Annotated in this window: 25 protein-coding genes; 13 read left to right on the top strand and 12 right to left on the bottom strand. The window is 70.5% G+C overall.

Translation table 11 applies throughout. The annotated features are described in order from the left end of the window. Window positions 1-370: 370 nt before the first annotated feature. Window positions 371-1,801: a hypothetical protein gene (locus HH310_RS11785; protein ID WP_169175517.1), complete on the top strand. Its 1,431-nt coding sequence runs from the start codon at window positions 371-373 to the stop codon at window positions 1,799-1,801. On the opposite strand, the gene HH310_RS11790 is transcribed toward HH310_RS11785, so the two are convergent. Continuing rightward, entirely contained in the window at window positions 1,798-2,250 is a 453-nt protein-coding gene (locus tag HH310_RS11790) for a hypothetical protein (RefSeq protein ID WP_169175518.1), read from the bottom strand. The two genes, HH310_RS11785 and HH310_RS11790, sit on opposite strands and share 4 nt — an antisense overlap. Before the next feature lie 34 nt (window positions 2,251-2,284). Next, entirely contained in the window at window positions 2,285-2,899 is a 615-nt protein-coding gene (locus tag HH310_RS11795; protein WP_169175519.1) for a dihydrofolate reductase family protein, read from the bottom strand. Between the two features lie 62 nt (window positions 2,900-2,961). Here HH310_RS11795 and HH310_RS11800 point away from each other — a divergent pair, with 62 nt between their 5' ends. Further along, entirely contained in the window at window positions 2,962-3,759 is a 798-nt protein-coding gene (locus tag HH310_RS11800; protein WP_169175520.1) for an SAM-dependent methyltransferase, read from the top strand. Here HH310_RS11800 and HH310_RS11805 read toward each other — a convergent pair. From HH310_RS11805 to ileS, 4 genes are read right to left on the bottom strand one after another with little or no spacing between them, the layout of a single operon-like run. Beyond that, complete coding sequence (locus tag HH310_RS11805) at window positions 3,756-4,433, bottom strand: class I SAM-dependent methyltransferase (RefSeq protein ID WP_169175521.1); 678 nt, start codon at window positions 4,431-4,433, stop codon at window positions 3,756-3,758. The genes HH310_RS11800 and HH310_RS11805 overlap by 4 nt on opposite strands. Before the next feature lie 9 nt (window positions 4,434-4,442). Then, window positions 4,443-5,327 (bottom strand): bile acid:sodium symporter, encoded by an 885-nt coding sequence (locus HH310_RS11810; protein WP_312033982.1) that lies wholly within the window; start codon window positions 5,325-5,327, stop codon window positions 4,443-4,445. Beyond that, window positions 5,300-6,292 (bottom strand): SEC-C domain-containing protein, encoded by a 993-nt coding sequence (locus HH310_RS11815; RefSeq protein ID WP_169175522.1) that lies wholly within the window; start codon window positions 6,290-6,292, stop codon window positions 5,300-5,302. Before HH310_RS11815 ends, HH310_RS11810 begins: the two co-directional genes overlap by 28 nt. A gap of 58 nt (window positions 6,293-6,350) precedes the next feature. Then, window positions 6,351-9,452, bottom strand: coding sequence for an isoleucine--tRNA ligase (ileS, locus tag HH310_RS11820; protein WP_169175523.1), 3,102 nt, complete (start codon window positions 9,450-9,452; stop codon window positions 6,351-6,353). A 254-nt stretch (window positions 9,453-9,706) separates the two neighbouring features. Here ileS and HH310_RS11825 point away from each other — a divergent pair, with 254 nt between their 5' ends. Beyond that, entirely contained in the window at window positions 9,707-9,889 is a 183-nt protein-coding gene (locus HH310_RS11825) for a hypothetical protein (RefSeq protein WP_169175524.1), read from the top strand. Window positions 9,890-9,914: 25 nt separating this feature from the next. On the opposite strand, the gene HH310_RS11830 is transcribed toward HH310_RS11825, so the two are convergent. Further along, window positions 9,915-10,421 (bottom strand): cupin domain-containing protein, encoded by a 507-nt coding sequence (locus tag HH310_RS11830; protein ID WP_169175525.1) that lies wholly within the window; start codon window positions 10,419-10,421, stop codon window positions 9,915-9,917. A 66-nt stretch (window positions 10,422-10,487) separates the two neighbouring features. Beyond that, window positions 10,488-12,080, bottom strand: a complete 1,593-nt coding sequence (locus tag HH310_RS11835) for a Na+/H+ antiporter (protein WP_169175526.1) — start codon at window positions 12,078-12,080, stop codon at window positions 10,488-10,490. A gap of 161 nt (window positions 12,081-12,241) precedes the next feature. On the opposite strand from HH310_RS11835, the gene HH310_RS11840 reads away from it, so the two are divergent. The 5 genes from HH310_RS11840 (at window position 12,242) to HH310_RS11860 (ending at window position 18,225) form a co-directional block, all read left to right on the top strand. Beyond that, a complete protein-coding gene (locus tag HH310_RS11840; RefSeq protein WP_169175527.1) occupies window positions 12,242-13,000 on the top strand; it encodes a PP2C family protein-serine/threonine phosphatase in 759 nt (252 codons plus the stop codon). Window positions 13,001-13,082: 82 nt separating this feature from the next. Beyond that, on the top strand, window positions 13,083-15,053 hold the full coding sequence (locus HH310_RS11845; RefSeq protein WP_312033983.1) for a KUP/HAK/KT family potassium transporter: 1,971 nt from the start codon (window positions 13,083-13,085) through the stop codon (window positions 15,051-15,053). Between the two features lie 614 nt (window positions 15,054-15,667). Next, the gene (locus tag HH310_RS11850) at window positions 15,668-16,567 is read left to right on the top strand and encodes an RICIN domain-containing protein (RefSeq protein ID WP_169175528.1); all 900 of its coding nucleotides are present in this window, start codon (window positions 15,668-15,670) and stop codon (window positions 16,565-16,567) included. 56 nt (window positions 16,568-16,623) lie between these two features. Continuing rightward, window positions 16,624-17,181 carry a GNAT family N-acetyltransferase gene (locus HH310_RS11855; protein ID WP_169175529.1) on the top strand — a complete coding sequence of 186 codons (558 nt, stop codon included), beginning with the start codon at window positions 16,624-16,626 and terminating at the stop codon, window positions 17,179-17,181. A gap of 24 nt (window positions 17,182-17,205) precedes the next feature. After that, window positions 17,206-18,225: a DNA topoisomerase IB gene (locus HH310_RS11860; protein ID WP_169175530.1), complete on the top strand. Its 1,020-nt coding sequence runs from the start codon at window positions 17,206-17,208 to the stop codon at window positions 18,223-18,225. A 10-nt stretch (window positions 18,226-18,235) separates the two neighbouring features. Here the strand turns inward: HH310_RS11860 and HH310_RS11865 are convergent, their stop codons facing one another. Continuing rightward, window positions 18,236-18,847, bottom strand: coding sequence for a class F sortase (locus tag HH310_RS11865; RefSeq protein WP_248293918.1), 612 nt, complete (start codon window positions 18,845-18,847; stop codon window positions 18,236-18,238). Further along, on the bottom strand, window positions 18,844-19,512 hold the full coding sequence (locus tag HH310_RS11870) for a hypothetical protein (RefSeq protein ID WP_169175531.1): 669 nt from the start codon (window positions 19,510-19,512) through the stop codon (window positions 18,844-18,846). Before HH310_RS11870 ends, HH310_RS11865 begins: the two co-directional genes overlap by 4 nt. 162 nt (window positions 19,513-19,674) lie before the next feature. Between HH310_RS11870 and HH310_RS11875 the strand changes: the two genes are divergently transcribed. From HH310_RS11875 to HH310_RS11885, 3 genes are all read left to right on the top strand, one after another. Further along, window positions 19,675-20,334: a Bax inhibitor-1 family protein gene (locus HH310_RS11875; RefSeq protein ID WP_169175532.1), complete on the top strand. Its 660-nt coding sequence runs from the start codon at window positions 19,675-19,677 to the stop codon at window positions 20,332-20,334. 125 nt (window positions 20,335-20,459) lie between these two features. Continuing rightward, window positions 20,460-20,735, top strand: a complete 276-nt coding sequence (locus HH310_RS11880; protein ID WP_282438452.1) for a tetratricopeptide repeat protein — start codon at window positions 20,460-20,462, stop codon at window positions 20,733-20,735. Window positions 20,736-20,783: 48 nt separating this feature from the next. Beyond that, entirely contained in the window at window positions 20,784-21,221 is a 438-nt protein-coding gene (locus tag HH310_RS11885) for a VOC family protein (protein ID WP_169175533.1), read from the top strand. A gap of 10 nt (window positions 21,222-21,231) precedes the next feature. On the opposite strand, the gene HH310_RS11890 is transcribed toward HH310_RS11885, so the two are convergent. Together HH310_RS11890 and HH310_RS11895 are read right to left on the bottom strand one after the other, a co-directional pair. After that, window positions 21,232-21,840 carry a hypothetical protein gene (locus HH310_RS11890; RefSeq protein WP_169175534.1) on the bottom strand — a complete coding sequence of 203 codons (609 nt, stop codon included), beginning with the start codon at window positions 21,838-21,840 and terminating at the stop codon, window positions 21,232-21,234. 979 nt (window positions 21,841-22,819) lie between these two features. Continuing rightward, entirely contained in the window at window positions 22,820-23,266 is a 447-nt protein-coding gene (locus tag HH310_RS11895) for a MarR family winged helix-turn-helix transcriptional regulator (RefSeq protein WP_169175535.1), read from the bottom strand. Between the two features lie 82 nt (window positions 23,267-23,348). On the opposite strand from HH310_RS11895, the gene HH310_RS11900 reads away from it, so the two are divergent. Beyond that, entirely contained in the window at window positions 23,349-23,552 is a 204-nt protein-coding gene (locus HH310_RS11900; RefSeq protein WP_169175536.1) for a hypothetical protein, read from the top strand. A 117-nt stretch (window positions 23,553-23,669) separates the two neighbouring features. Next, window positions 23,670-26,198, top strand: coding sequence for a M14 family zinc carboxypeptidase (locus tag HH310_RS11905; RefSeq protein WP_312033984.1), 2,529 nt, complete (start codon window positions 23,670-23,672; stop codon window positions 26,196-26,198). Window positions 26,199-26,241: the final 43 nt, after the last annotated feature.

Below are 26,241 nucleotides of genomic sequence, written 5' to 3' on the forward strand. Positions count from 1 at the left end.
GCGAAGGGCCGGTCACGGCGTGGGGATCTGCAACGTCACTGACGTCGTTGCCGCCCGAACCGGAACAGGGCTGCCGACGGTGTGGGGAACTGCGACCAAGCAAGGACGCGGGCGCGCTAGGGCGTGTGAGGGGAACTGGGCGCGCGACGGGCATGCCGGACGATGGCGAGAGAAGCGGTGAGTGATTGACCAACTTCGACAGTCGAAAAGGACGGTCGCCGGAGCGCGCTGCTGTCGTTGATCTAACAATTCGTGGGGCGGCGGGCGGCTATCGTGGGATGCGGCTGGGGCGGCGGCTTCCGACTGTCGTTCTGGTCTCCCTCTATAGCCCCAGCGTGCTTGGCCAGTCGAGTCACGGGGTCGCCACACCATGTTCGTTGTCATTCAGTTTCCGCTCGTGGACGGCCGCGTGTTCACGAGCGCCGCCGGGCTGGTCAACCGGCCGGACTGGGGTGCGCCGCAGCTGTCCCGGTTCGTGGCGCACCGGGATTTCGTGCGCGGGTTCGGCCGGCTGGCGTACCGGCGCGCCGAGACCAGCGCCGAGTGGACCGACGAGGCCGTCTTCGCGTACGCGCGCCGTGCGGTGCAACTGCCGTCGCTGCAGCGCCGGCACTTCGTCGGGCGCAACGGTGGCCGCTGGATGGTGAGCTGCCGGTTCCGCCGGCTGTTCAGCGACGGCGAGGCCACGCTGCGGCTCGAGATCGGCTTCGAGATCACCGTAGGCTGGCAGCGGAAGGTGCCCGCCGAAGAGGTCGTCGCCGGCCTGCTGGCGCTGCCGGCCGTCGTGCCCGGCGGGTCAGCCAAGGAGCTGGCGCTCATCGGGCCGTACGTTGCCCGGCGCTACGCGGCCGCCTCGACGCGGCACGGGTGTGCGCCGGCCGGCACGCTCGTCGGTGCCGGTGACCCCGTCGTGGTGGTGGAGGACGACTTCTGGGCGACCGAGCCGCCGGACGGGGTGGTCGAGGCCGGGAACGCGATCGCCCGCGGGCGGCCGCTGCGGCTGGGTACCACGCGGACCAGGTACGGCGGGGTGGAGACCTGGTATCTGCCGGACGCCAAGCGGGATGACTGGCGCAACGCGCGGCTGGCGATCCTGCGGCAGCACGCGCAGGAGGAGAGCGTCGACCGGGTGCTGCACTGGGCCGCTACCGGCGCGTTGAGCTATCGGCCGCGGACGCCGGACGGTGACCGGTTCGAGGCGTACGTGAATGAGGGAATCAAGATCATCAACCGGGACACGTATCGGGGTGTGGACTGCGCCTCGATGCGGAAGGCGCTCGACGCGGTCACCGATACGAGGCGGGCCACCATCGACATTCGGCGCCGGGAGCGGCTGGACGGGATGCGCAGGCAGGTGCGGGAGCGGGCCGAGCGGTTTCTCGCGCGGCGGGAGGCGCGGCGGCCCACGTTCAACGTCTCGGGGCGGGTGGTGCACGTGGGTGAGCAGATTTTCAGCGGTCAGTTCTACGGGCCGGTCGCCGGCACCGTGTACGCGGAGAAGATGGAGAACAGTTTCAACAGCTTCGCCGCGCGGGGGCCGGACGAGCAGCTGCGGCATCTGGTCGCGGAGCTGCACGAGCAGGTGGCCGACCTGGTGGGCCGGCTGCGCGCCACCGCCCCGGAGGAGGCCGGCGAGGTGGCCGAGACGCTGGCGAGCTTCACCGCGGAGGCCGGCAAGGAGCAGCCCAACAAAGTCACCCTGCGCGCGCTGGGCACCGGCATCGTCGAGGTGGCGAAGAAGGTCGCCGAGGTGACGGCCCCGGTCGCCGCCGCCGTGGCCGCCGTACTCAAGCTTTTCTAAGGGGCGTAGACCAGATCCAGCGTGTCGGTGCGGCCGGACCACGACAGGGTGAATCGCCAGCAGCCGGGCTTGGGCAGGTCGACGATGGACGGCCCGGGACCGCCCTGAACCGTCTGGGCGGCCCGCAGTCCGGTGCCGGCGAGCACGCCGCTGATCTCCAGCCGGTCGCCCAGTTCGACGGGCTGGCGGGAGACCCAGAGGATCTTGTTGCCGTGGTCCGGCGGCGACGGGCTGCGCAGCGGGGCGCCGAACAGAATGGCCACGATCTCGCCGCGTGCACCGAAGACATGCTGCATGCCGCTGCCGTCCCAGCTGAACCCGGTCCGGGCCCACGTCGGCAGCGCATCGGTGCTGACGGGCGAACCACAGGCGGCCGCCGAGGCCGGGGGCGGCGTGGCTGTGCACCCAAAGGGAAGAAGACCGGCAAGAAGAACGGCGAGAATCCTCATGCCGGGTGGACACCGCCAACGCCCCCGAGGTTCCCTACTCCTTCCCGGGCACCCGGTCCTTGACGTCGTCGTAACCAACCTTCGCGGGCACCTCAGCGGGCGCGTAGATGACCCGGATAACCCCGGTAGGAAAGACTTCGGACGCGACCACGGTCAGGTGATAAGGCACCCCACCCTCGTCGAACAGCTTGCGCCCTTTACGCGCCGCCACCGGATGCACCAACAGCCGGATCTCGTCGACCAGCCCGGCGGCCAGCAACTGCTGCACCACCGAGATCGACCCCGGAACGAGAATCCCCTTGACCCCGGGATCGGCCTTGAGCGCCCGAACAGCGGCCACCAGGTCACCGGAGATCAACTCAGAGTTACGCCAGGAGAACTCCAGCGGCTGCCGCGACACCACCACCTTCCGGATGTCGCCCAGCAAGGTGCCCATCGCCGCGTCGTCCTCGCCCGCCCCCTCGCGCTCCGGCCAGGCACCGGCGAAACTGTCGTACGTCTCCCGCCCGATCAGCAGCACGTCGGCCGTCGCGTAGTCCTCGCTGACGGCCCGGCCCATGTTCTCGTCGAAGTACGGAAAGTGCCAGTCCGGGTCGATCTCGGCGACCCCGTCGGCCGAGATGAACAGGGTGGAGATGACCTTCGCCATGTCGGTGATCCCTTCGTACGGTGATGACGACCAGTTGATCAAACTGGAGTAGGCTGCGCGCCGTGAATCCGGTTGAGTTGAACACGGGTGTCGCCCACTCCGCCCGCATCTACGACCATCTGCTCGGCGGCAAGGACAATTTCGCGGCCGACCGGGACGCGGCCACGCACATCACGAAGGGCTGGCCGCACCTGGCCATCTCGATGCGCGCCAACCGGTCCTACATGGCCCGTCAGGCCCGGTTCATCGCCGCGGAGCTGGGCATCCGCCAGTTCCTGGACATCGGCGCCGGCCTGCCGACCTCACCCAACCTGCACGAGGTGGTGCAGTCGGTCGCGCCCGAGTCCCGGGTGGTCTACGTGGACAACGACCCGATCGTGCTGTCCCACGCCCGCGCGCTGCTGACCAGCTCACCGCAGGGCCAGACGGCATACCTCGACGCGAACCTGCGCGACCCGCAGGCGATCATCAGCTCGGCCCAGTTCCTGGAGACCTTCGACCTGAGCCGGCCGGTCGCGTTGAGCCTGATCGCGATCCTGCAGTTCGTCGTGGACGAGGCCGAGGCGTACGAGATCATCGATCGGTTGATGGCGCCGCTGCCGTCCGGCAGTGTCCTGGCGATCTCGACGGTCACCGCGGACAGCGCGCCGGAGGAGGTCAACGCCGGTGTCGCCGCGTACGTGGCCAAGGGCATCGACGAGATCGCGCGCGACCGGGCCGCGGTGCGCAAGTTGTTCCGCGGCTTCGAGCTGATCGACCCGGGTGTGGTGCTGGTGCACCGCTGGCGCCCGGACGAGGCCGCCCGCGCGCTGCCGGACGAGCACGTGCACATGTACGGCGGAGTAGCGCGGAAACTCTAGGGCTTGCGGGCCAGCACCAGCGTCAACCGATCCGCCAGCCGGACGGCGTCCACCGCGAACCCGGCCGCCGTCAGGTCGTCGCGCACCGCCCGCACCGGGCTGGTGCGGTAGTACATGACGAACGGCGGCCGCCACACCGCGTTGCGCACCCGCATGACCACGTCGAAGCCGAGCAGCGTCCAGTACGAGACCGACGTCAGGCCGGCCGGCTCCCCCAGCGGCATGGCGAACACGCCACCGGGCCGCAGCGCCCGATAGACGCCGTCGAACACCGCGGGCCGCTCGGAAGGCAGGAAATGCCCGAGCGCGCCGAAGCTGACCGCCAGGTCGAACGACGACGAGAACGGTAAGGCCCGGGCATCCGCGCGCACGAGAGTGGCATCCGGAAAAGCACGGGAAGCCTCCGCGAGCATCCCGGCACTGAAGTCCACCCCGGTGATCGGCCCCCGGCAGAGGCGCTGCAAGACCATCAGCCCCGCGCCCGTTCCGCAGCACACGTCCAGCCCCGACTCGAACGGCCCGTCCAGGGCGCCGGCGGTCGCGTCGAGGACATTCACCGGCGTACGGAAGGGGGTGTGGTCGAATTTGGGGGCCAGCAGGTCGTAACCCCGCTCGACCGAGGACAGCGCCTGGACGCACAGCTCACGCAGCGACGGGCCTTGAGGAGAGAACACCGGCCGAGGCTACCGGACCAGGCGCGGCACCAACCGCACATAGGCGAGCATGCCCAGCACCTCCACCAGCGTCTGGGTGACGACCACCGCGGCCACGATCGGCGACAGCGCCAGAGCCAGCGGCAGCACCACCAGCGAGTTGCGGGTCGCCCCGGTGAACACCACCGCCCGCCCGGCCGGCACGTCGAGGCGGAACAGCCGCGCGACCCCCAGCCCCGCGAACGCCATGACCACCAGGAACAGCACGTAGCACGGCACCACCGCGGCCACCTCGGCGAACGAGATCCGCGCGATCTGGGACGCGACCACCACGAGCAGGGTCGCCGCCATCAGCGGCACGGACAGCACGTCCAGCCGCCGCGCCCATTTATGCGTGGCCCAGGCGAGCGCCAGCGGAATCACGATAAGCGTCAGGAACGCACGCGCCAGCGGCCCGGTGCTGCCGCCGAGAAACACCGGCAGCAGCGCCATCTGCACGATCAGCAGCAACGGCGTGGCGGCCAGCAGCCGCCGGTTGTCCGCGCCGGCCAGACCGCTGAACACGATCACGTAATCCACGCAAGGACACAGCAACACCAGCAGTACGCCGGTACGCGTCGACGAGTCCCCCGGTAAGAACGGGACCATCGCCGCGACCACGAGCGGCACCACCACGAAGTTGACCACCAGGGCCGCGCCCAGAAACCGCCCGTCCCGCAGCGACCGCGCCAGTTCCCGCGCCGGCACCTGCAGGAACGTCACGTAGAGCAGGGCCGCCAGCACCGGGTTGATCGCGTGCGAGAAACCCGGCCCGGCCTCCGGAGCCGCCCGGCCGATCGCGGCACCCGCCGCGATCGCACCGAGATAGACGGCGACCTGATACCGGTTCAGCCCCGCGAGCGCGGCAGGCAGCACTTCTTGTACTTGAGACCGGACCCGCACCAGCACGCGCCGTTACGCTCCGGCGGCCAGTTGATCTGGCCGGGACCGGTCGCCACCTGACCGGCGTACCCGCCGCGGACCTGCGCGTCGGTCGGGTCGCCGTCGGCGCCGGCGAAGCGGGTCAGCCCGTCGACGGTGCCGGGCAGCAGCGTCAGCCCGGTGCGCCCGGTGCCGGTCAGCCGGACCATCTCCTTCTCCAGGTGGGCGCGGTGCTCGTCCCAGTTCGCGCCGTACGGCCCGGCGAGGCTCGGCCACTGCTCGAGAAGGCGGTCGAACTCGGCCTGCGGGAAGAACAGCAGGTCGTCGGCCGGCGCGGTGTCGCGCGCGGCGGCGTTGGCGAGCCGCGTCTCCAGCCGGTCGGCCAGGTTGTCGTGCTGGTCGTGCGGCATGTCCAGCAGGTGCCGGATGCGGTGCCGCTGCTGCAGCAGGAAGAACAGCGTCCCGGCGTCGTCCGCGCTGGTCGGCTCCGCGGTGCGCTCGGCCATCGCGGACCGCACCGCGTCGCTCAGCCACTCCTCGGCGAGCTGGGTGCGCCCGCCGACGGCCAGCGCGGCGCTGATGTACGCGGCGGCGTCCGAGTCCTTCGTCAGCAGCGGGCGCAGCGGCTCGAGCTCGGCGACCGCCTCGTCGCCGCGGCCGGCCCGGAACAGCAGCCGGGCGTGCAGCGCGTGGGCGGGACCGGCGCGGCCGTCGTCGCGCGTCCCGAACGCCTCGATGGCGTGCTCCACGTACCGCTCGGCGGCGTCGGCCTTGTTGCGGCTCTCGGCGATCTCGGCGGCGAGGGTGAGCGCGTACCCGGCGTCGTCCGGGTCGGCCAGCCCACCGGCGTCCACCGCGTGGGCCAGCTCGGCCGCGACGCCGAGCGGGTCGGCGGCGCCGAGGGCGGACTGCCGGATCTCGATTAGATCTGCGCTGGTCAGGTCAGCTTTCAATGGCACGACCAGACATTACTTCTACTCATGCACATATGACCGTTGATTTGAGTCTCACTTTTCGTCAGTCCGCTGTGGACGGGCTGAGCCAGAAGGTAAAGTCGAGCGTTTCATCCCTAAATGCCCGCGCGTCGGGCCAGTCCGGCGTCCCCGCCTCGAACGATGTCGCCAGCACCTCGTCCGCCACCAGATCACGGTGTTCCGCGAGGGCCTCGTCCAGCCCCTGGTAGCGCACCCGGATCCGGTCGGACACCTCCAGGCCGCTGGTCTTGCGCGCCTCCTGGATCTGGCGGATGGCGTCGCGGGCCAGGCCGGCCCGTTTCAGCGAGTCGGTCAGGTGCAGGTCGAGCGCGATGGTGGCGCCGGCGTCGGACGCGACCGCCCACCCCTCGCGCGGCGTCTCCGTGATGATCACTTCGTCCGGCCCGAGCGTGATCCCGTCGACGGTCGCCGAGCCGTCTGCCGCCAGCGACTCCTTCAGTGCGGCGGCGTCGGCGGCGGCGATCGCCTTCGCGACCCGCTGCACGTCCTTGCCGAGGCGCTTGCCGAGCGTGCGGAAGTTGGCCTTGGCGGTGGTGTCGACGAACGAGCCGGCCAGCGCCTCGACCGTGCCGACGTTGAGCTCCGCCGCCACTTCCGCGAGCAGGGAAGGCTCCAGCGACACGAATCCGGGCGCCGAGGCGAGCGCCCGCGACAGCGGCTGGCGCACCTTCATCCCGGACTCGGCCCGAGCCGCCCGGCCCAGCTCCACGAGCCGGCGCACGACCGCCATCCGCGACGACAGGCCGGGGTCGATCAGCGAGGGGTCGGCCACCGGGAACGACGCCAGGTGCACCGACGGCGCCGCGTCCGGGTCCACCGGGACGACCAGGTCCTGCCAGACCCGCTCGGTCACGAACGGGGTGATCGGCGCCATCAGCAGCGTCACCGTCCGCAGCACCTCGTGCAGGGTGGCCAGCGCCGCCGGGTCGCCGCGCCAGAACCGCCGCCGGCTGCGCCGCACGTACCAGTTGGACAGGTCGTCGACGAACGCGGCGAGCAGCTTGCCGGTCTCGTGCGTGTCGAACGTTTCGAGCGCCGCGTCCACCCGGCCCACCAGCGTGTTCAGCTCGGAGAGCAGCCAGCGGTCCAGCACCGGCCGGTCCGCCGGTGCGGGGTCGGCGGCGCTGGGAGCCCACGAGGCCGTACGCCCGTAGAGGGCCTGGAACGCGACGGTGTTCCAATACGTGAGCAGTGTCTTGCGGACCACTTCCTGCAGCGCGTTGTGCCCGACGCGCCGGGCCGACCAGGGCGAGCCGGCGGCGGCCATGAACCAGCGCACCGCGTCCGCGCCGTGCGTCTCCATCAGCGGGATCGGTTCCAGGATGTTGCCCAGGTGCTTGGACATCTTGCGGCCGTCCTCGGCGAGGATGTGGCCCAGGACGACCACGTTCTCGTACGGGGAGCGGTCGAAGACGAGGGTGCCGACCGCCATCAGCGTGTAGAACCAGCCGCGCGTCTGGTCGATCGCCTCGGAGATGAACTGCGCCGGGAAGCGCTGCTCGAACAGCTCCTTGTTCTTGAACGGGTACCCGAACTGCGCGAACGGCATGGACCCCGAGTCGTACCAGGCGTCGATGACCTCCGGCACGCGGGTCGCGGTGGCGCCGCACTCCGGGCAGTCGAACGTCACGTCGTCGATGAACGGCCGATGCGGATCCAAATCCGACAAATCCTGATTTGTCAGGTGGGACAGCTCGGCCCGCGACCCGACGCACGTCAGATGGCCCTCCGGACACCGCCAGATCGGCAACGGCGTCCCCCAGTACCGGTTCCGCGACAGCGCCCAGTCCACATTGTTGGTGAGCCAATCCCCGTACCGGCCGTGCTTGACGTTCTCCGGCTGCCAGTTCGTCCGCTCGTTCTCCGCGATCATCCGATCCCGGACGGCAGTGGTCCGCACGTACCAGGACGGCTGCGCGTAGTAGAGCAGCGCCGTGTGGCAGCGCCAGCAGTGCGGATATTGATGCTCGTACGGCTCGTGCCGGAACAGCAGCCCGCTCTCGCGCAGCGCCTCGACCAGCGGCTGGTTCGCGTCGCGGAAGAACATCCCGCCGACCAGCGCGACGCCTTCGGTGAACGTGCCGTCGCGCCGGATCGGGTTGACCAGCGGCAGCCCGTACGCCCGCGTGCTGGCCAGGTCGTCCGCCCCGAACGCCGGCGCCTGGTGCACCAGCCCGGTGCCGCTGTCGGTGGTCACGTAGTCGGCGAGGATCACGATGTGCGCGTCCGGCACGTCGACGAGCTGGAACGGCGGCCGATAGGTCCAGCGTTCCAACTGCCTTCCCTCGTACGCCTCCCCCGTCGCTCGCCATCCCTCGCCCAGCACCCCGAGCAGCGGCTCGGCGACCACGAGCTGCTCGTTCCCGTCGGTCGCCACGACGTAGGTGACCGAGGGGTGCACCGCCACGGCCGTGTTCGACACCAGCGTCCACGGCGTGGTCGTCCACACCAGCAGCGAGGCCCGCCCGTCCAGCGGCCCCCCGGTGAGCGGGAAACGGACGTACACGGAAGGGTCGACGTCTGTCTCGTAGCCCTGCGCGAGCTCGTGATCCGACAGCGTGGTCTGGTCGCGCGGGCACCACGGCGCGACCCGGAAGTCCTCGACCAGCAGCCCCTTGCCGAAAATCTGCTTGAGCGACCACCACACCGAGTCGATGTATTCCGGGTCCATCGTCCAGTACGCGTCGGTGAGGTCGACCCAGTAGCCCATCCGTTCGGTGAGCTCGGCGAACGCGTCGGTGTGCCGGGTCACCGACTCGCGGCAACGGTCGTTGAACCGGGCGATCCCGTACGCCTCGATGTCGGGTTTGCCGCCGAAGCCGAGCTCGCGTTCGACGGCCAGCTCGACCGGCAGGCCGTGGCAGTCCCACCCGGCCTTGCGGGCCACGTGGTAGCCCTTCATCGTGCGGTAGCGCGGGAAGACGTCCTTGAAGACGCGGGCCTCGATGTGGTGCGCGCCGGGCATGCCGTTGGCGGTGGGCGGGCCCTCGTAGAACACCCACTCGGGACGGCCGCGCGACTGCTCGAGGCTGCGCGCGAAGACGTCCGCGGACCGCCAGAACTCGAGCACCTCGTGGTCGACCTCGGGCAGGTCGACCTGGGCCGGCACGGGCCGGTACGTCATGGGTTTCTCCTCCGCCGGGATGCCGCCAACGGAGTGATCAGGCACTCCCCATCAGCGCCTCAAGTGCCCGCAAATGTTACCGCGCCCCGGCTACCGGATTAACGCGTCCAGTTTGTCCCAGATCACACCATCGGGTGAGGGCATCCGCGCTACCGTCGCTCGGATCGACACGCGCAGCAGCCACCCGGTTATCCGAGCCGCCCCGGGGGTAATTCGCTGATCTTGAGCTGTTTGGCTAAGGAGACTAAGGCACGATGCGCATAACGCCCGATCCCGACCGTTACCCACCACTGGACCCCGGCGCGCCCATTCCGGACGACCCGGGTGAACTGGAACCCGACGCGCCGGATCCGCTCCCGCCACCGCCGATGGAACCCACCCCGGTGGAGCCCGAGCCGTCCGCGCCGGACCCGGACGAGGTCCCGGAACCGGCCTGAGCGGCCCGGGCCCGCGGCCCCCGCCCTACCAGGCCTGATCGGGTCCGTGCCGCAACTGCCGCCAGGGCCGGCCTTGTTCGCCGGGCAGGCGGTCGGTCGCGAACCGCTCGTCGACCTTGTCCAGATCCTCCCGGCTCGGGCTCGGCCCGAGCCGGCCCAGCTCGGCGAACAGCTCCTCGTTACCGGCCGGCGAGCTGACGAACAGCATCTTGCCGCCGGTCGCGGTGACGAACGTGTGGTAGGAGCCGCGCGGTACGACCACGATCGTGCCGGGCCCGCCGGAGAACTCCGCGTCGCCCACCCGGAAGTCGTACGTGCCTTCCAGGACGTAGGCGATCTTCATGAAGTCGTGGTGGGCGTGCGGCGGGTTCTCGGTGATGACGTCGTGGTGGAACACGAAGGCGCCCAGCGCGCCGTCCACGTCGGCGCCGCGCACCAGGATCTCCGGCCGGTGCGGCCCGCCGAGCTCGATCATCTCGCCCTCACCCGCCGCGACGGCCCATCCGTCGCGTCCCCAGCCGGTGTCGCCCATGCGTTCTCCCTTGAATCGAAGCCGGTCACCCTCTACCGGACCTCAACGGGCGGCGCGTGTGATGGTTCAGTCGGTGACGGTGCGGCGTTGCAGGCGTACCTCCTCGGCGTCCAGGCGGGTCTGGATCGCGCGCATCACGGAGTCGTCGATCGCGCCCTCGTCCCGCAGCCGGATCACCGTCGCCCGCTTGTGGTCGAGCGTGGCGCGGCTGAGCGCGGTGTACTGGCGGTCGTGGCGGGCCGCGTCCTCGTCCTCGTCGTCGAGCTGGTCGCCGCCCGCGTGCAGCACGTGCACGTGCCGTTCGAACTCGTGCTGGATCCGGTCGACCACCTCCTGGTCGACCTCGAGGCTCGCGGCGAGGTCGGGCAACGCCTTGAGCGCCTCCTCGCTGGCGGTCTCGTCGGCCAGCCGCCTCTCCCGGTCGTCCGAGTCGTCGCGCGGGAACCGCGCCCACCGGATCACCATGGGCAGCAGCAGGGCCTGGCCGACGAGCGTCACCACGATCACCCCGGTGGTGATGAAGATGATCTCGTCGCGGCCCGGGAACGGGGCGCCGGAGTCGACAGTGGTCGGTAACGCCAGGGCCGCGGCCAGCGACACCGCGCCCCGGAATCCGGCCACGCCGTTGACCACCCGGGCGCGCGCGCTGGAGCGCCGGGCCCGTTGCTGCGGCCGCCGGTCCAGGGCCCGGATGATGTACGGCGTGGTGAACAGCCACAGGAAGCGGACGCCGACCACCACCGCGGAGACGACCCCGACCGCGATCAGGCCCTTGGTCAGCGCGATGCTGGTCAGCCCCCGGACCGAGGACTGCACCTCGAGCCCGATCAGCACGAAGAGAGCACCGTTGATCAGGTAGGTCGCGAGGTTCCAGAACGCCGTGGTCTGCTGCCGGGTGCCGGCGTGCCCGACCCGCGGCCCGGCCTGACTGATGATCAGCCCGGCCACCACCACGGCCAGCACCCCGGACGCGTGCGCCGCCTCGGCCAGCAGGTACGCGGCGAACGGGATGACCACCACCGACACGTTCTCCAGCAGCGGGTCGTTGAGCCGGCGCCGGACCCACAGGCCCAGCCAGGCCACGATCACGCCGGCCAGCATCCCCGCGCCGTACGACAGCACCACCAGCCAGCCGACGTGCAGGACGCTCAGGTGCTCGCCGCCCACCGTGAGGCCCACCGCAAGCCCGTAGATGACCAGCGCCGTCCCGTCGTTGACCAGGCTTTCCGCCCGCATCACGACCATCGAGCTGCGGGGCAGCGCCCGGCCCAGGATGCCGACCGCGGTGGCGTCGGTCGGCGCGATCGCCGCGCCCAGCGCCCAGGCCGGCCCCCACGGCAGCCCGAGCGCGTGCGCCGCCACCGCCACCACGCCCGCGGTCGCGACCACCAGCAGCGTCGCCATCAGCACGATGACCCGCAGGTAGTTGCGGATGCCGCGCAGCGAGGTGGTCAGGCTCTCCCAGTACAGCAGCGGCGGCAGGAAGACCAGCAGGACGATCTCCGGCGGCACCGACACACCGCGCAGGGCCGGCGCGAAGCCGAGCAGGATGCCGAGGGCGAGCTGCGGCACCGGCGGGGCGACGCCGAACCGCCGGGCGAGCACCCCGGCGGCGAGCAGCGCGAGGCCGAGGACGACCACGAGTTCGAGTCCGAGCACGCCATCATCCTGGACGTTCGCGCCCGCGCCCGCACAGCCGGGTAAGTGTGGCCGTCGTTACGCAAAGTGTCCGCGCGCGTACCCCACATCACTCTGTTTCATGCACCGACCAGTCGAATGACTCACGAAGAGCGGTCGCGCGGCAGCCTAGCGTCGCTGGCATGACCACAACGCTTGCCGACGGGCGACGCGCGCGGACCACCGACTACCGGAGCCTGCTGACGCATCAGCAGGAGACGATCCGGGCCTTGCAGCAGACGATCCAGCCGTCCGGGGGGACGGCCGAGATCGCCGGCGTACGCGTGAGCGTGCGCTGCAACAGCGCCGAGCGTGGCCTGCACGTCGGCGGCGACTGGTACCTCACGATGCCGCTGCCGGGCGGCGACCTGCTGATCGCCGTCGGGGACGCGCGCGGGCACGGCCTGGGCGCGGCCGGCCTGATGCTGCGGCTGCGGTTCGCGATGGCGGCGCTCGCGGCCGAGGGCGCCATGCCGGCCATGATCCTGAACCGCCTCAACGACGTCCTGTGTCGGACCGGGACCGTGGCGGCGGCGACCGCGATCGTGGCGCTCTACCGGCCGGCGACGCGCGAGCTGCTGTCCGCACGAGCCGGGCACCCGCCGGCGGTGGTCAGCGACGGGGCGTCGACCACGATGCTGGCCGACGAGGGCGGGCCGGTGCTCGGCGTGGTGCCCGGGGTGGTGTACCGGCACACCCTGCACCGCCTGCACCCGGCCGATCAGCTGATTCTCTACACCGACGGCCTGCTCTGCCGGGACGAGGCGATCGAGGACTGGGTGGACGCGGCGGCCGGCACGATCCGCGCGGCCGGCGGCGACGCCCGGGCCCTGCTGCACCGGGTCGACTACGACGCCTGCGGCGACGACGCCTGCCTGCTGATCGCGCAGTTACGACGCTGATCCGGGCCCCGGCGGTGACCGGGAACACCCCTCCTCCGGGCCTTCATGGAGGGAGCCAGATCACCCCGGGCAGAATGACCACGTGGACTCAGCTCATGCCGTGGACCGGGGTCAACCGGTCCGCGCGAAAGAACCCGCCGCCGCCGGTCACGCCTTCGACCGGGGCCCGGTTCGCACCGCCTTGATCGTCGGCGCGCTCGGCGTCGTCTTCGGCGACATCGGCACCAGCCCGATCTACGCACTGCAGACGGTGTTCAACCCGGACGACCCGCATCCGGTGCCGCTCACCTCGGCCAATGTCTACGGTGTCGTCTCGCTGATCTTCTGGTCCGTGATGATCATCGTGACATTGACGTATGTCACGCTGGTCATGCGCGTCGGCAATGACGGTGAGGGCGGCGTCATGGCGCTGATCACACTGCTCCGACGGTTCGGTGGGTCACGCCGCCGCAAGACCGCGCTGGTCCTGGCCGCCGCCGGCATCTTCGGCGCGGCGCTGTTCTTCGGCGACAGCATGATCACCCCGGCGATCTCGGTGCTCTCCGCGGTCGAGGGTCTCGGGGTCGCCGAGCCCGGCCTCAAGGAGTTCGTCGTCCCGATCACCGCGGTGATCATCGTGCTGCTGTTCATGGTGCAGCGCCGGGGCACCGCCGTGGTGGGCCGCCTGTTCGGCCCGGTCATGATCGCCTGGTTCGTCGTGATCGGCGCGCTCGGCGTCAAAGCCATCGCCGAGCATCCGGAGATCCTCAAAGCCCTCTCCCCCACGTACGCCTTGACGTTCGTGGCCGGGCACTTCCACATCGCGTTCTTCGCCCTCGCCGCGGTCGTGCTGGCCTTCACCGGTGCCGAGGCGCTCTACGCCGACATGGGCCATTTCGGACGGCGGGCGATCACCCGGGGCTGGCTCGGCCTGGTACTGCCCGCCCTGACCCTGTGCTATCTCGGTCAGGGGGCGCTGCTGCTGCACGACTCGACCGCGTACCGCAGCCCGTTCTTCCTGCTCGCGCCCGGCTGGGCGCAGTTCCCGCTGGTCGCGCTCGCCACCGCCGCCACCGTGATCGCCGCCCAGTCCGTGATCACCGGCGCCTACTCGGTCGCCAACCAGGCGGGCCAGCTCGGCTACCTGCCGCGCATGCGGGTCGCGCACACGTCCGAGGCGACCATCGGCCAGATCTACGTCCCGTGGATCAACTGGGTCCTCATGGTGGCCGTCCTGGTGCTCGTCTTCGCGTTCCGCAGCTCGGCCGCCCTGGCGTACGCGTACGGGATGGCGGTCATCATCACCATCACCATCACCACGCTGCTGTTCTTCTACCTGGCCCGGGTCCGCTGGAAGACGCCGCTCTGGATCGTCATCACCGGCGGCGGGCTGCTGCTCATCGTCGACCTGCTGTTCCTCGCCGCGAACCTGACGAAGCTGGTGCACGGCGCGTGGGTGCCGCTGCTGATCGGCCTGCTCGCGTTCACCATCATGACGACCTGGCAGCGCGGCCGGCAGGTGGTCACCGCCGAGCGGGTCAAGGCCGAGGGTCCGCTGCGCGCGTTCGTCGACAAGCTGGCGAACCATCAGCCGCCGCTGCTGCGGGTGCCCGGCACCGCGGTCTTCCTCAACCGGGGCAAGCAGACCGCGCCGCTCGCACTGCGCGCCAACGTCGAACACAATCACGTACGCCACGAGCACGTCGTCATCATGTCGATCGAGACGCTGCCGGTGCCCCGGGTGCCCGACTCGGAGCGCATCATGGTCGACGACCTGGGGTATTCGGGCGACGGCATCACGCACGTCAGCGCCCGCTTCGGATACATGGACGTGCCCGACGTGCGGGCCGCGCTGCGCCTGCTCAAGCCGAAGGACACCGAGGGCGAGATCAGCATCGAGGACGCCTCGTACTTCCTGTCCAAGATCGAGCTGACCCGCGGCCCGGCCCCGACGATGGCGGTCTGGCGCAAGCGCCTGTTCATCGCCACCTCGTACATCACCGCCGACGCCGCCGAGTATTTCGGCCTGTCCCGCGACCGCACCGTCATCATGGGGTCCCGCATCGAGGTGTGAGCGCCCAGGGCCAGGCGTTCGGGTTGCTTCACATGGCGGTTCCGCGATCGCGCGTTTGGCGTTGGGTGCGGCCATCAGAGCACGGCCGCCGGGGTGGAGGGTGACGGTGGTCGTCAAAACCGGTGCCTGGCTGCATGCGTCTCACCATCCGGACCAGGTTTCCTGCATCGTGCGACTCACGTCCAAATAGGACGGATTTTTGCCCTGAATTGCGGCTTCTGCACCAGCTTTTCCCGCGCGATTTCGGGACCTTGGAGAGTTACGCCCACATATCAGCCATAACTCTCCAAGGTCTCCGGAAATCGGCTTCACCAACTGAAGCCGACGCACTCACCAGGCGCTTATGAACAGCTTTTGCGTCCGAACCGGTCGGTGAGCCACCCGGAGAACAGGGCTCTGAGCACGGAGGACGAGGCTCCGAACCCGGTCATTCTGCGAGATGTCCAGTCCGCTGCCCGGTTCGGCGAGGCGTCCGGAGAGGTTGCCGACGATGGTGACCTCGCGGACTACCCATCCGGAAGCTGCATGAAGCAGCAAGGTTTACCGGGTGGTCACAAACGAGCGAAGCTCGCGTATCGTCTCGGGTCGTCCCCAACTACCGCAGGCCGGGTGAAATGACTGAGAACCACGACGACGCGACGGAGCGTACCGAACCCGTCCTCGTACGCCCATACGTCAAGACCAACGACGACGAACCCGCGTCGGCGGAGACGTGGCCCGCGGCGTACCGGGAGAAAAAGGAAGAGACCGACACCGTTGTCCAGCCCGTGGTCGTGGACGAGGAGCCACCCGCCCCGGTTCCGTCGCGCCGGCGGCCCCGCCTGGTCCTGCGGCTGCTCGCGCTGATCGTCGGGGTCGCGCTCGCCGGCGGCGCCGCGTACCTGGTCCTCGGCGACAACGACTCGTCCGGGGCGCAGCCGGCCGCGCTCCTGCCGCGCCCGGACGACGTGGCGCCCACCGGCGACGCCCCCTCGGCGCCGGGCCGGACCACGCCCAGCGCGAAGGTGAGCAGCTCGGCCAGCGCCTCCGCGTCGGCCTCGGCCTCGATCCCGGCCTCAGTGCCGGCGGCGCCGCCGGTCAGCGGCAGCGTGGCGCCACCGACGCAGCAGACCACCACGACGGCGCCCGCCGCGCCGGGCCTCGATCCGCCACCGGCCGCCGACCGCTCCGGCAAGGTCACCGCGGCGAGCGGACGCTGCCTGATGCGCGGCGGCCTGCTCGGCGTCGACGGCAGCCCGGTGCAGGTCGCCGACTGCGGCCTCGCGTCCACCTTCACCCTGGCCGCCGACGGCACGCTGCGCGTCTCCGGCCGCTGCGCGCAGATCACCGGCGACGGCACCGTCCGTATCGACGACTGTGCCGGTCAGGCCAGCGCGCAGTGGCGCGGCGGCCCCGGCGACTCGCTGGTGAACCCGGCCAGCGGCCAGTGCCTGACCGACCCGGGCCGCTCCGGCGCGACCGCCAAGGCCGCCGCGTGCACCGGCGGATCGGAGCAGACGTGGGCGCTGCCCTGAGTGCCGCGTGCTGCTCGTCACGGCGATCCCCGCCGCCCGCTCGCTAGCCTTGCGCTGTGAATCCGTTGGAGAGCGACCGGATCGCGCTGCGCCCGATCGAAAAAGACGATCTGACCCAGCTGGTGACCTGGTTCCAGGATCCCGAGGTGCTGCGTTTCCAGAGCAGCGGCCCGTTCATCCCGCGGTCGGTGTCCGCGCTCGCCGAGGAGTACAGCTCGGCGAGCGGGCGCCGGGACACCGACGTCTGGCTGGCCGTTTTCAGCAAATCCGAGGAGAAGGTGATCGGCACGGTCGCGCTGCAGGGCGGCGGCGGCTTCAACCGTACGGCCACCTTCATCCTCATGATCGGCCCGCCGTACCAGGACCGGGGCTACGGACTCGCGGCGACCCGGCTCACGCTGTCGTACGGCTTCAGCCAGCTGGGCCTGCACCGGATCCAGCTGGTGGTGTTCGGCTTCAACGAGCGGGCGATGAAGACGTACAAGAACGCCGGCTTCGTCGAGGAGGGCCGCGCCCGCGACAGCCTGTTCCGCGACGGCCGGTTCCACGACGTCGTGCACATGGGCATCCTCGACGAGGAGTGGCGGGCGCTCTCGGCGTCACGTGCTGGTTAACATAGGCGCCGCTAACCTGGGATGATGCTGGAATTGGAGGCGGAATCCGAGGCGGAGGCGGCGGGCCTGCGGCACGTGAGCGACCTCGCCCCCGGCGTCACCCGCGAACGCCACGGAAACGACTGGATCTATCGGCGGCCGGACGGCACCGAGATCACCGACCCGGCGGACCGTGCGCGGATCACCGCGATCGGCATCCCGCCGGCCTGGAGCGACGTCTGGATCAGCCCGTACGCCGACGGCCACATCCAAGCCACCGGCCGGGATTCGCGCGGGCGCAAGCAGTACCGGTACCACCCGGCCTGGCGCGACGTCCGCGACGGCACCAAGTTCCATCGCGTCGGCACGTTCGGTCACGGCCTGCCCGCGCTCCGCCGCCGCACCGACGCCGACCTCAGCCGGCCCGGCCTGCCCAAGGAGAAGGTGCTGGCCGCGGTGCTGCGGCTGATGGACGAGACGCTGATCCGGATCGGCAACGAGGAGTACGCCAAGCAGAACGCCTCCTACGGCCTCACCACGCTGCGCCAGGACCAGGTGAGCCTGGTGGGCGGCAGCTCGATGCGGTTCGAGTTCCGCGCCAAGTCCGGCAAGCACCAGGACGTGAAGCTGCGCGACCCCCGCCTCGCGGAGGTCGTGTGCGCGGTCCACGAGCTGCCCGGCCAGGAGCTTTTCCAATACCTCGACCACGAGGGCCGGGTGGTCAACATCGGCTCGGCGGACGTCAACACCTACCTGCGTACGCTGACCGGCGCGGTCTTCACGGCCAAGGACTTCCGTACGTGGGGTGGCTCGGTCACCGCCGCGGAAGCCCTGGTGCGGATGGGTCCGCCCCGGTCCGCCGCCGACGCCAGGCGCAACGTGCTCGCCGCGATCGACGAGGCGGCCGCGAAGCTCAACAACACCCGGGCGGTGGCCCGGAGCAGCTACATCGACCCGCGCGTGCTGTCCGCGTACCCGGACGGCCGGCTCGACGAAGCGTTCGGGCAGGCCGCGCCCCGGCCCCGGCTCAAGCACGCGGAGGCGGCGGTCCTGCTGCTCGTCTGACCCGCCGGCGTCACCGCGCGGACACCACGACGTTGTCGCGGTAGGAGCCCCGGTTGCGGTCGAACGAGCCACCGCAGGTGACCAGGCGTAACGCCGGGTAGGGGATCGGGCCGTACACGTCCTCGGTCGGAAAGCCCGTCTTCGGGTAGCGGGCGACGCGGGTGACGTGGAAGCGCACAGTGCTGCCGTCCGAGCGGCGCACGGTCACCTCGGCGCCGGGTTTGAGCTGGGAGAGGCGGTAGAAGATCGCCGGGCCGTCGCGGGCCGAGTCGACGTGGCCGAGGATGACCGCGGGGCCGGTCGCGCCGGGGACGGCCGAGCGCCCGTACCAGCCGGCCGGGGCGTCGCCGTCCAGCGGTGGCACCTGGACGGTGCCGTCCTTGTTCAGGCCGAGCTTGATCAGTCGGGTGTGGACCCCGATCGACGGGATGTCCAGGCGGGTAGGGATTCCCTTGACTTTGGTGCGGGTCGAGGCTGCCGTTCTCACCGGAGCCTCCGGGGCTGCCACGGCCGCCGGCTCCGCCTCCGGTCCGGTCATCGCGGCCACGCCGCGGGCCGTCAGCAGGCCGCCGACCAGCGCGAGAAGGACGGCCAGGGCGGCGGCGGGCGGGCGCTCGATCAAGGCCGCGTCCGCGGCGGCCGGGCGGCCTTGTCGGGCGGAGCCGCGGCCGCGTCGGGCCGGCCCGTGGCCAGCCGGACGGTCGGCTGCCGGCCGCGCCGTGGCCGGGTAGCCAGGACCGCCGCGCCGACCGCCGCCAGCAGGGTGATCACGCCGAGGCCCGTGAAGATCGTGTTCTCGCCGGTGATCGAGCTGCCGCCACCGGTGTCCGCTCCCCCGCGCGGCGCGGCCGGGGTGGTCGTCGCCTTCGGGGTCGGGCTCGTCGTCTTCGTCGTCGTCGTTGTCTTTGTCGCGCTCGGCGTGCTGGCCGGCTCAGTCGCCGGGCGGCTGGTGGTGGTCGCCGGCGGGGGCACGGCGCCGCCGCTCGGGCTCGGCCGGGGGCTTTGCGCGGCGCTCGTCGTCGTACTCGGCCGCGACGTCGGCGGGTAGCTGCCGCTCGGCTTCGTGCTCGACTTCGGCGCCGACCGGCTCGGTGACGCCGTCTGCCTGGTCGCGCTCGACTCCGGCTGCTGGGCCGGCGGCTGGTCCTCGGCCTGGTCGTCGCCGCTGGTGCTCGCGCAGAAGGCGAGCAGCACCAGCGCGGCCACCACGATCACCCCCACGACCGTCCACAGGATCGCCTGCCGCCGGCGCTGATCAGTGGGGGCCCGGTGTGCGCTGTCCGACATGACCGGCACCTCCTGCGGGGGACGGTTCGTGCCCCGACAGGTTATGGCTCCGGACGCTTCGGGCCTGTCGGATCAACGACTCCGCGCCATACGCTGGGACCCGGGACGTACCAGGGAAGGACCCTGGTGCGAGTATTTGCGCGCCGAGGCTGTGATGAACTGATGAACCCTCCATACGGCTACCAGTCGCCCGTGGTGATCAGCCGCGACCGGACCCACACCCTGTTCGCGCAGACGATGGGCTACGTGGCGCTCACCGCCGGGCTGTTCGCTCTCGGCGCGTACCTGGGCCGCAACCTCACCGGCGGCGTCGCCATCATCTCGTACCTGGCCTCGTTCGGCTGCCTCATCGGCATGCAGTTCGCGGTCCGGCGCTCGACCCAGCTCACCGTCGGCCTGCTGTGCGGGTTCGGCGTGCTGATCGGCCTGGCGATCGCCCCGACACTCTCCTACTACGCGGCCACCGATCCCCAGGCCCTGTGGCAGGCGGGCGGCGCGACGGCGCTGTTCATCGCCGGCTTCGGCGCCGCCGGCTACGCCACCCGCCGCGACCTGACCGTGGTGGCCCGCATCAGCTTCTGGGCCCTGGTCGGCCTGATCATCTTCGGCATCGTCCTGATCTTCGTGAACATCCCGAACGGCGCCCTGATCTACTCGGTCCTGGGCCTGGTCATCTTCGCGGGGCTGACGATGGTCGACTTCCAGCGCCTGCGCCGCACCAAGGACGTCCGATCCGCCCCGCTGCTGGCCGCCTCGATCTTCCTGGACATCCTCAACGTCTTCCTCTTCTTCCTCCAGATCGTGAGCCGCTCCAGCAGATGATCTCTGGCCCGATCACCCGATGACCGACACCCGCACGGAACGCCTGGCGCACGCGATCGAGTTGCGCGAGGCCGGCCGATGGGACGAGGCTCGCGAGCTGCTCCTGGCCCTGCGCCCTGCTGGGCCTGGGCAGCACGCTGCGCGCGCTCGGCCGCGACGACGAGTCCGCCGAGATCTTCCGGCGCGGCCTCGAACGGTTCCCCGGCTATCGGTCGCTGCGGGTGTTCCAGGCGATGCTGCGCTACAACACGGGCGACACCCGCGAGGCGGTCGCCGACCTGCTTCGGGTTCTCGTCGAGTCCACATCGGACCGCGAAATCCTGGACTACCGGAGGGCCGTCACGGCGTACGCGGAAGATCTGGATCGAAGCTGGCTCGGATCGCCCAGCCGGTCAGAATAACGTTCTTCACCTGCGGATATCGACCGGATCAGCGCTAGATTCGGCACCATGACCCTGTTCACCCCGCTGGACCCCGCCGACGTGGCGGTCCGGCTGCCCGCCGCGGACCTGGACCGCGCCCGCGCCTTCTGGCGGGACAAACTCGGCCTGGAGCCGGTCGAGTCGCGCCCCGGCGGCCTGCGTTACCGTTGCGGCGAATCCTGGTTCGTCATCTTCCAGTCCGGCGGCCGCGCGTCCGGCGCCCACACGCAGATGGCGATCTGGGTGCCGGAACTCGATCCGGTCGTCGCCGCCCTCGAGGAACGCGGCCTCGAATTCGACACCCCCGACCCGATCTTCGGCCCGCCGGACGCGAACGGCGCCGTGCACATCGACGGCGCCTACCCCTCGACCGGCGCCGTCGGCGAGCGCGCCGTCTGGTTCCACGACTCGGAGGGCAACCTGATCGGCATCAGCGAACTGGTGTACGCCCCCGGCGCCGGATAGACGCCTCCGGCTATGCGTCGCGGGCACACATCGCACATCCCGGTACGCCGCAGCCCCGCGCCATCAACAACCGGTTCCGCTCCAGCCGCCACCGCCGCCGCTGATGCTGCCGGTATCTCCGGGTGACCGTCCACCCCGACCACACCAGCACCAACGCGAGAATCCCGAGGACAAAAGCCCATTCCCCGGTACGCGCGATCGGCACCATCACAGCCGCAGCCGCGATGCCCAGCGCGCCCGCGACCAGCGCCTTCCCGCTCGACACCGCACGGCCACCCGGACCGCTGGACGCCAGCCACGCGTCGATGACTTCCACCTCTTCGCGCAGCACCGCCCACCCGGTCTTCTCCTCGCGCGCCGCCACCGCGGCCGCGTGCCGCTCTTCACGCCGGAACGCCTCGGCCCGCTTGGCCGCCTCGACGTTGCGGCGCTCGCGCTCGGCGTGGGCGGCCCGGCGCGCATCGAAGCCGCGACAGGCCCCGCACAGCGTCGCCCGCGCGTCCCCACGATGCGATTCGCAGAACGCCCGCCCGCATTGATGGCACCGCCCCACCGCGAGCACGGCACAGACATCAAAGTCCGTGGACTCGCACTCGCACAGCGCCGCCCGCATCCCCATGCCCACAGCCTGCGCACGGCGCCGCCCCGTCCGCATCAGCCCTACCCCGATCGAGCGACAAACCAGCCCACGAACGGCACGGCCGCGCGGGCACGGCACGGCCGCGCGGGCACGGCACGCACGGCACGCGCGGGCACGGCACGCACGGCACGCGCGGGCACGGCACGCACGCCCAGCCGGGAACAGCGCGGTGGCCGGGAATGCCATGTGCGCCAGCCGCACCCGCGTCGCGCCCAAATCGCGCGCCTTCCCCGTCATCCACATCTACGACATTTCCGATATTTGCGGTGTGGGGTAAATATTGCAGCGAGTCTCCGGGCCGACAAGGCCGTCTGGCCCGGCGGGGATGCGTTGACGAGTGTCGAATCTCCGGCTTGATGTCCATTATGTGGGACAGACATCCGCTTGTTGAGACCGGCGACTACATCCTGGTCTCAGTGTCCACAACTTGGGACTCTCGTCCATCGTGGACGGACCTTTCGTCAACATTGTTCCTTTTATACCGCCCACTTTTACGGCCGAATGTGAACCTTGGAGACTTGTGGCTGATATGTGGGCGCAAGTCTCCAAGATTCGCAGAAATCCACGGATCTGGCTGCGCATTCCATAGAGCGGGAAAGCCTGCCGCGGCCGCGCGATTCATCACGATCCCCAAACACGCGGCGCGGGCGCACAGCTCGCCGTACGCCGCCACCTGCCGCCGATGCCGGCGCTTTCGACGCCCCCACCCGAAAAGGGCGACATATCTGAATCGCTCGACGGCCGGTTCCGTAGACCCGAGCCTCAGACCGGCCGGGCGGCAGCCTCGGACCGGCCGGATCGCAGCCTCGGACCGGCCCGGTCGCAGCCTCGGACCGGCCGGATCAGCCCTTATCCGGCTCAGCGGCCGTTGGGCGATCAGCGGATCGCAGCCTCAGACCGGCCGGATCGCAGCCTCAGACCGGCCGGATCGCAGCCTCAGACCGGCCCGGTCGCACCCTCAGACCGGCTGGGCCGCCGCGATCACCCGGGTCAGCGCCGCATGCACCAGACGCAAATCCTCGACCGGCATCCCCAGCCGCTCCACCACGGCCGGCGGGATCTGCTCGGCCTTCGCGCGCAACTCCCGCCCCGCCTCGGTCAGCGTGATCGCGAGGCTGCGCTCATCCGAAGGGTTGCGCTCACGCCGCAGATAACCGATTGCCTCCAAGCGCTTGAGCAGCGGTGACAGCGTCCCGGGGTCGAGCTGCAACAGCTCCGACAGCCGCCGCACGGACAACGGCGCGTACTGCCACAGGGCCAGCATGACGAGGTACTGCGGGTGGGTCAGGCCCATCGGCTCGAGCAGCGGCCGGTAGACCGCCACCACGCTGCGAGCGGCCACCGACAAGGCGAAACACACCTGCTGCTCGAGCGCGAGCGGGTCATTGTGGTCCTGGTCACTCATTTCGTCTCTCCTCAGGCTCCCCCACTAGACTACCGATAGTTTGTACACCAATGGTTTGTACACCAACATCCGAGGAGGGGCCATGCGCGCACGCATCCGCAAGTGGTGGCACGACACCTTCAACGACTGGGCGTTCCGCTCGATGATCGGGCCGTCGCAGACCCGCAACGCGGTGCACGGCGCCGACAAGTACGCCCGCGACTACTGGAAGCGCGACATCGAGCAGCGCAAGCAGTTCACGCGCGAGCAGCGGGAGCGCCGCCGCCAGCAGCGAGCCGCACGCTGACGCCAGCAAAGCCGAGCCGAACCGAGCCGAAGGCTGATTAGATAGATTTAACTACATCATTGCTTAACGGGGACGCGCACGAGAGGGTCATAGCACCGCCAACGACGGAGGTGCTTAGTGAAGCTGCCCGGAATCGCCGCCGCGCTGCTGGCCGCCGGCCTCATAACGGCCCCGAGCCACGCCACAGCAGCCCAGAAAGACCCGGCACCGGGAACCACGACCCGCGAATTCGGTAACGGACCCGAGCGCAACGAGGAAGCCGCCACCACCCCCGAGGCAGCCACCCTCAACGCCCTGCGCACGGCCCCGACGACGAAGCCGAAACCGCACGGCTATCCCCGCCAGAACGACCTGCGCGAATACCCGGAAAACCCGGCGGACAAGTCGATCAAGCTGGGCCTCATCCCGTACCACGCGATCGCACCCCGGCTCAACGCCCTGCAGGACGCCTCCGACCGCGTCTCCGCCGAGGTTATCGGCCAGTCCGCCCTGGGCCGGGATCTCTACCTGGTCACCGTGACCGCACCGGAGTCCGCCGCCGAGTCCGCGAAGCAGGACCGCTGGCGCACCCTCATCGAGGACGACCCGGCGAAGGCCAAACGCGACAAGACCCTGGCCCGCGACTACAAGACACCGGTCTGGATCAACGCCAACATCCACGGCGACGAATGGGAAGGCACCGACGGCGCGTTCCGGGTCATCGAACGCCTGGCCACCGCCACCGACGCCACCACAAAGGCATTCCTGCGCCGTACGCGTGTGTATGTCACCGTGACGAACAACCCCGACGGCCGGATCGCCGGGACGCGGCAGAACGGCAACGGGTTCGACATCAACCGGGACTACGCGACCAACTCCCAGCCCGAGTCGCGTGCCATCCGCGACGTGTCCATCGCGACGCAGCCGTTCGTGATGCTCGACGAGCACGGCTACACGGGCACCACGCTGATCGAGCCGGCCACGCCGCCGCACGGCCAGAACTACGAGTACGACCTCTACATCAAGAACGCGCTGCCGAACGCCCTCGGCATGGAGGCCGCCATCCAGCGCCTCGGCTACCCGGAGACGGCCCGCGCGGACATCCCGTTCCGCGACTTCGCACCCGGCGACTGGGACGACTGGCCACCCATCTTCACCCCGATGTACGCCATCTATCAGGGCGCGATCGGCCACACCGTGGAGATCCCGCTGGCCGTCAACCGCGGCGCGTACGACTCGTTGCCGCTGGCGGAGCTGCACCGGCGTTCCGCCATCAACACCGATGTCGCCGCCGCCACGATCGAGGCCGCGATCGGTTACGCCGACACGCATCGCGCCGACCTGCTCGCCGGCCAGATCGAGCAGTTCCGGCGGGGCTGGGCGGGCGCGCCGTCCCCGGACATCCCGGACGGCTTCGTCGACGGCTTCGGCCCCGAGGACCGCTATCCGGCGAGCTTCCCCCGGGCGTACGTGATCCCCGGCGGAAGTGGGCAGCGATCGGCACCCGCCGCGGCGAGGCTGGTGGACCACCTGATCGCGAACGACGTGCGGGTCACCAAGGCGCGCCACGATTTCACGCTGAACGGCCGGCGCTATCCGGCCGGTTCGTACCTTGTGGACATGCATCAGCCCAAGCGGGGCCTGGCCAACGCGCTGCTGGAGGCGGGCCGCGACATCTCCGCGCTGGTGCCGCAGATGTACGACATCTCGGGCTGGAGCCATCGGCTGCTCTGGGGCGCGTCGGTCGACATCAGCCGCAACGCCGCACCGCGAGTCGCCACGACGCCCGTGGTGATCGCCGGGCCGACCGGTTCGGTGCCGCCCGGCCGTGATCTGCTTTTGACGATGCGTGACCCGGCCGACGTACGCGCTGTCAACGCCCTGCTGTCGATGGGCGTCGCGGTGCGGCAGACCGACGCGGCCACCGTCGTGGTCCCGGCCGCGGCGCGCGCGTCGGCCGCCGCGGTGGCAAAGCAGTTCGGCGTACGCTTCGGCACCGCACCCCACGGCGTACGGGGCACCCCGTTCGGGAAGCCGGTGCTCGCCGCCGCGGTCTCCGCCGACGAGCTGTTCGCCTTGCGCGAGATGGGCTTCGAGGTGCGCACCGTCTCAACCGCCCTGCTGAACGCGGGAGCATCCCTGGCCGGCGCGGACGTGCTGGTGGTCTCGTCCGGCCTGAACTACGGCGCCCTCAACGCCACCGCGAAGGCCGGCGTCGACGAGCTGCTGGCCCGCGGCGGTGTGGTGACCCGCGGCGCGACCGGCGCGGCCTTCAACGCCGCGGCGGGCTTGCTGCCGGCGGTCGCGGTGGCCGGCCGCTCGGACGCGAACGGCGTGGTCTCGGTCCGCAACACCGGCCCGGTGGTGGGTGCGGGCGCGCTGCCGTATTCCTTTGTGTACTCACCGCTCTGGTTCACCGGCACGGGTTTCACGGTCGAGCAGCGGTACGCGGATGTGCCGCTGGTCGCCGGTCACTGGCTGGAGACCGCCCCCGGTCAGGGCGGCGCGGCCCAGGCGGCCGGCCAGCCGGCGGTGATCTCCGGCGGCACGGCGCGTGGCGGCAAGGCCGTCATGTTCGGCACCGAGCCGCTGTTCCGGGACCACCCCAAGGGTTTGTTCGCGTCGTTCGCGCGGGCCCTCTACTGGTCGGCGACCCCGGAAGGCTGATCCGGCAAGCCCCCGGCGGCACTGCCGCCGGGGGCTTCAATTC

This window comes from Actinoplanes sp. TBRC 11911 (assembly GCF_012933445.1).
GTDB lineage: Bacteria > Actinomycetota > Actinomycetes > Mycobacteriales > Micromonosporaceae > Actinoplanes.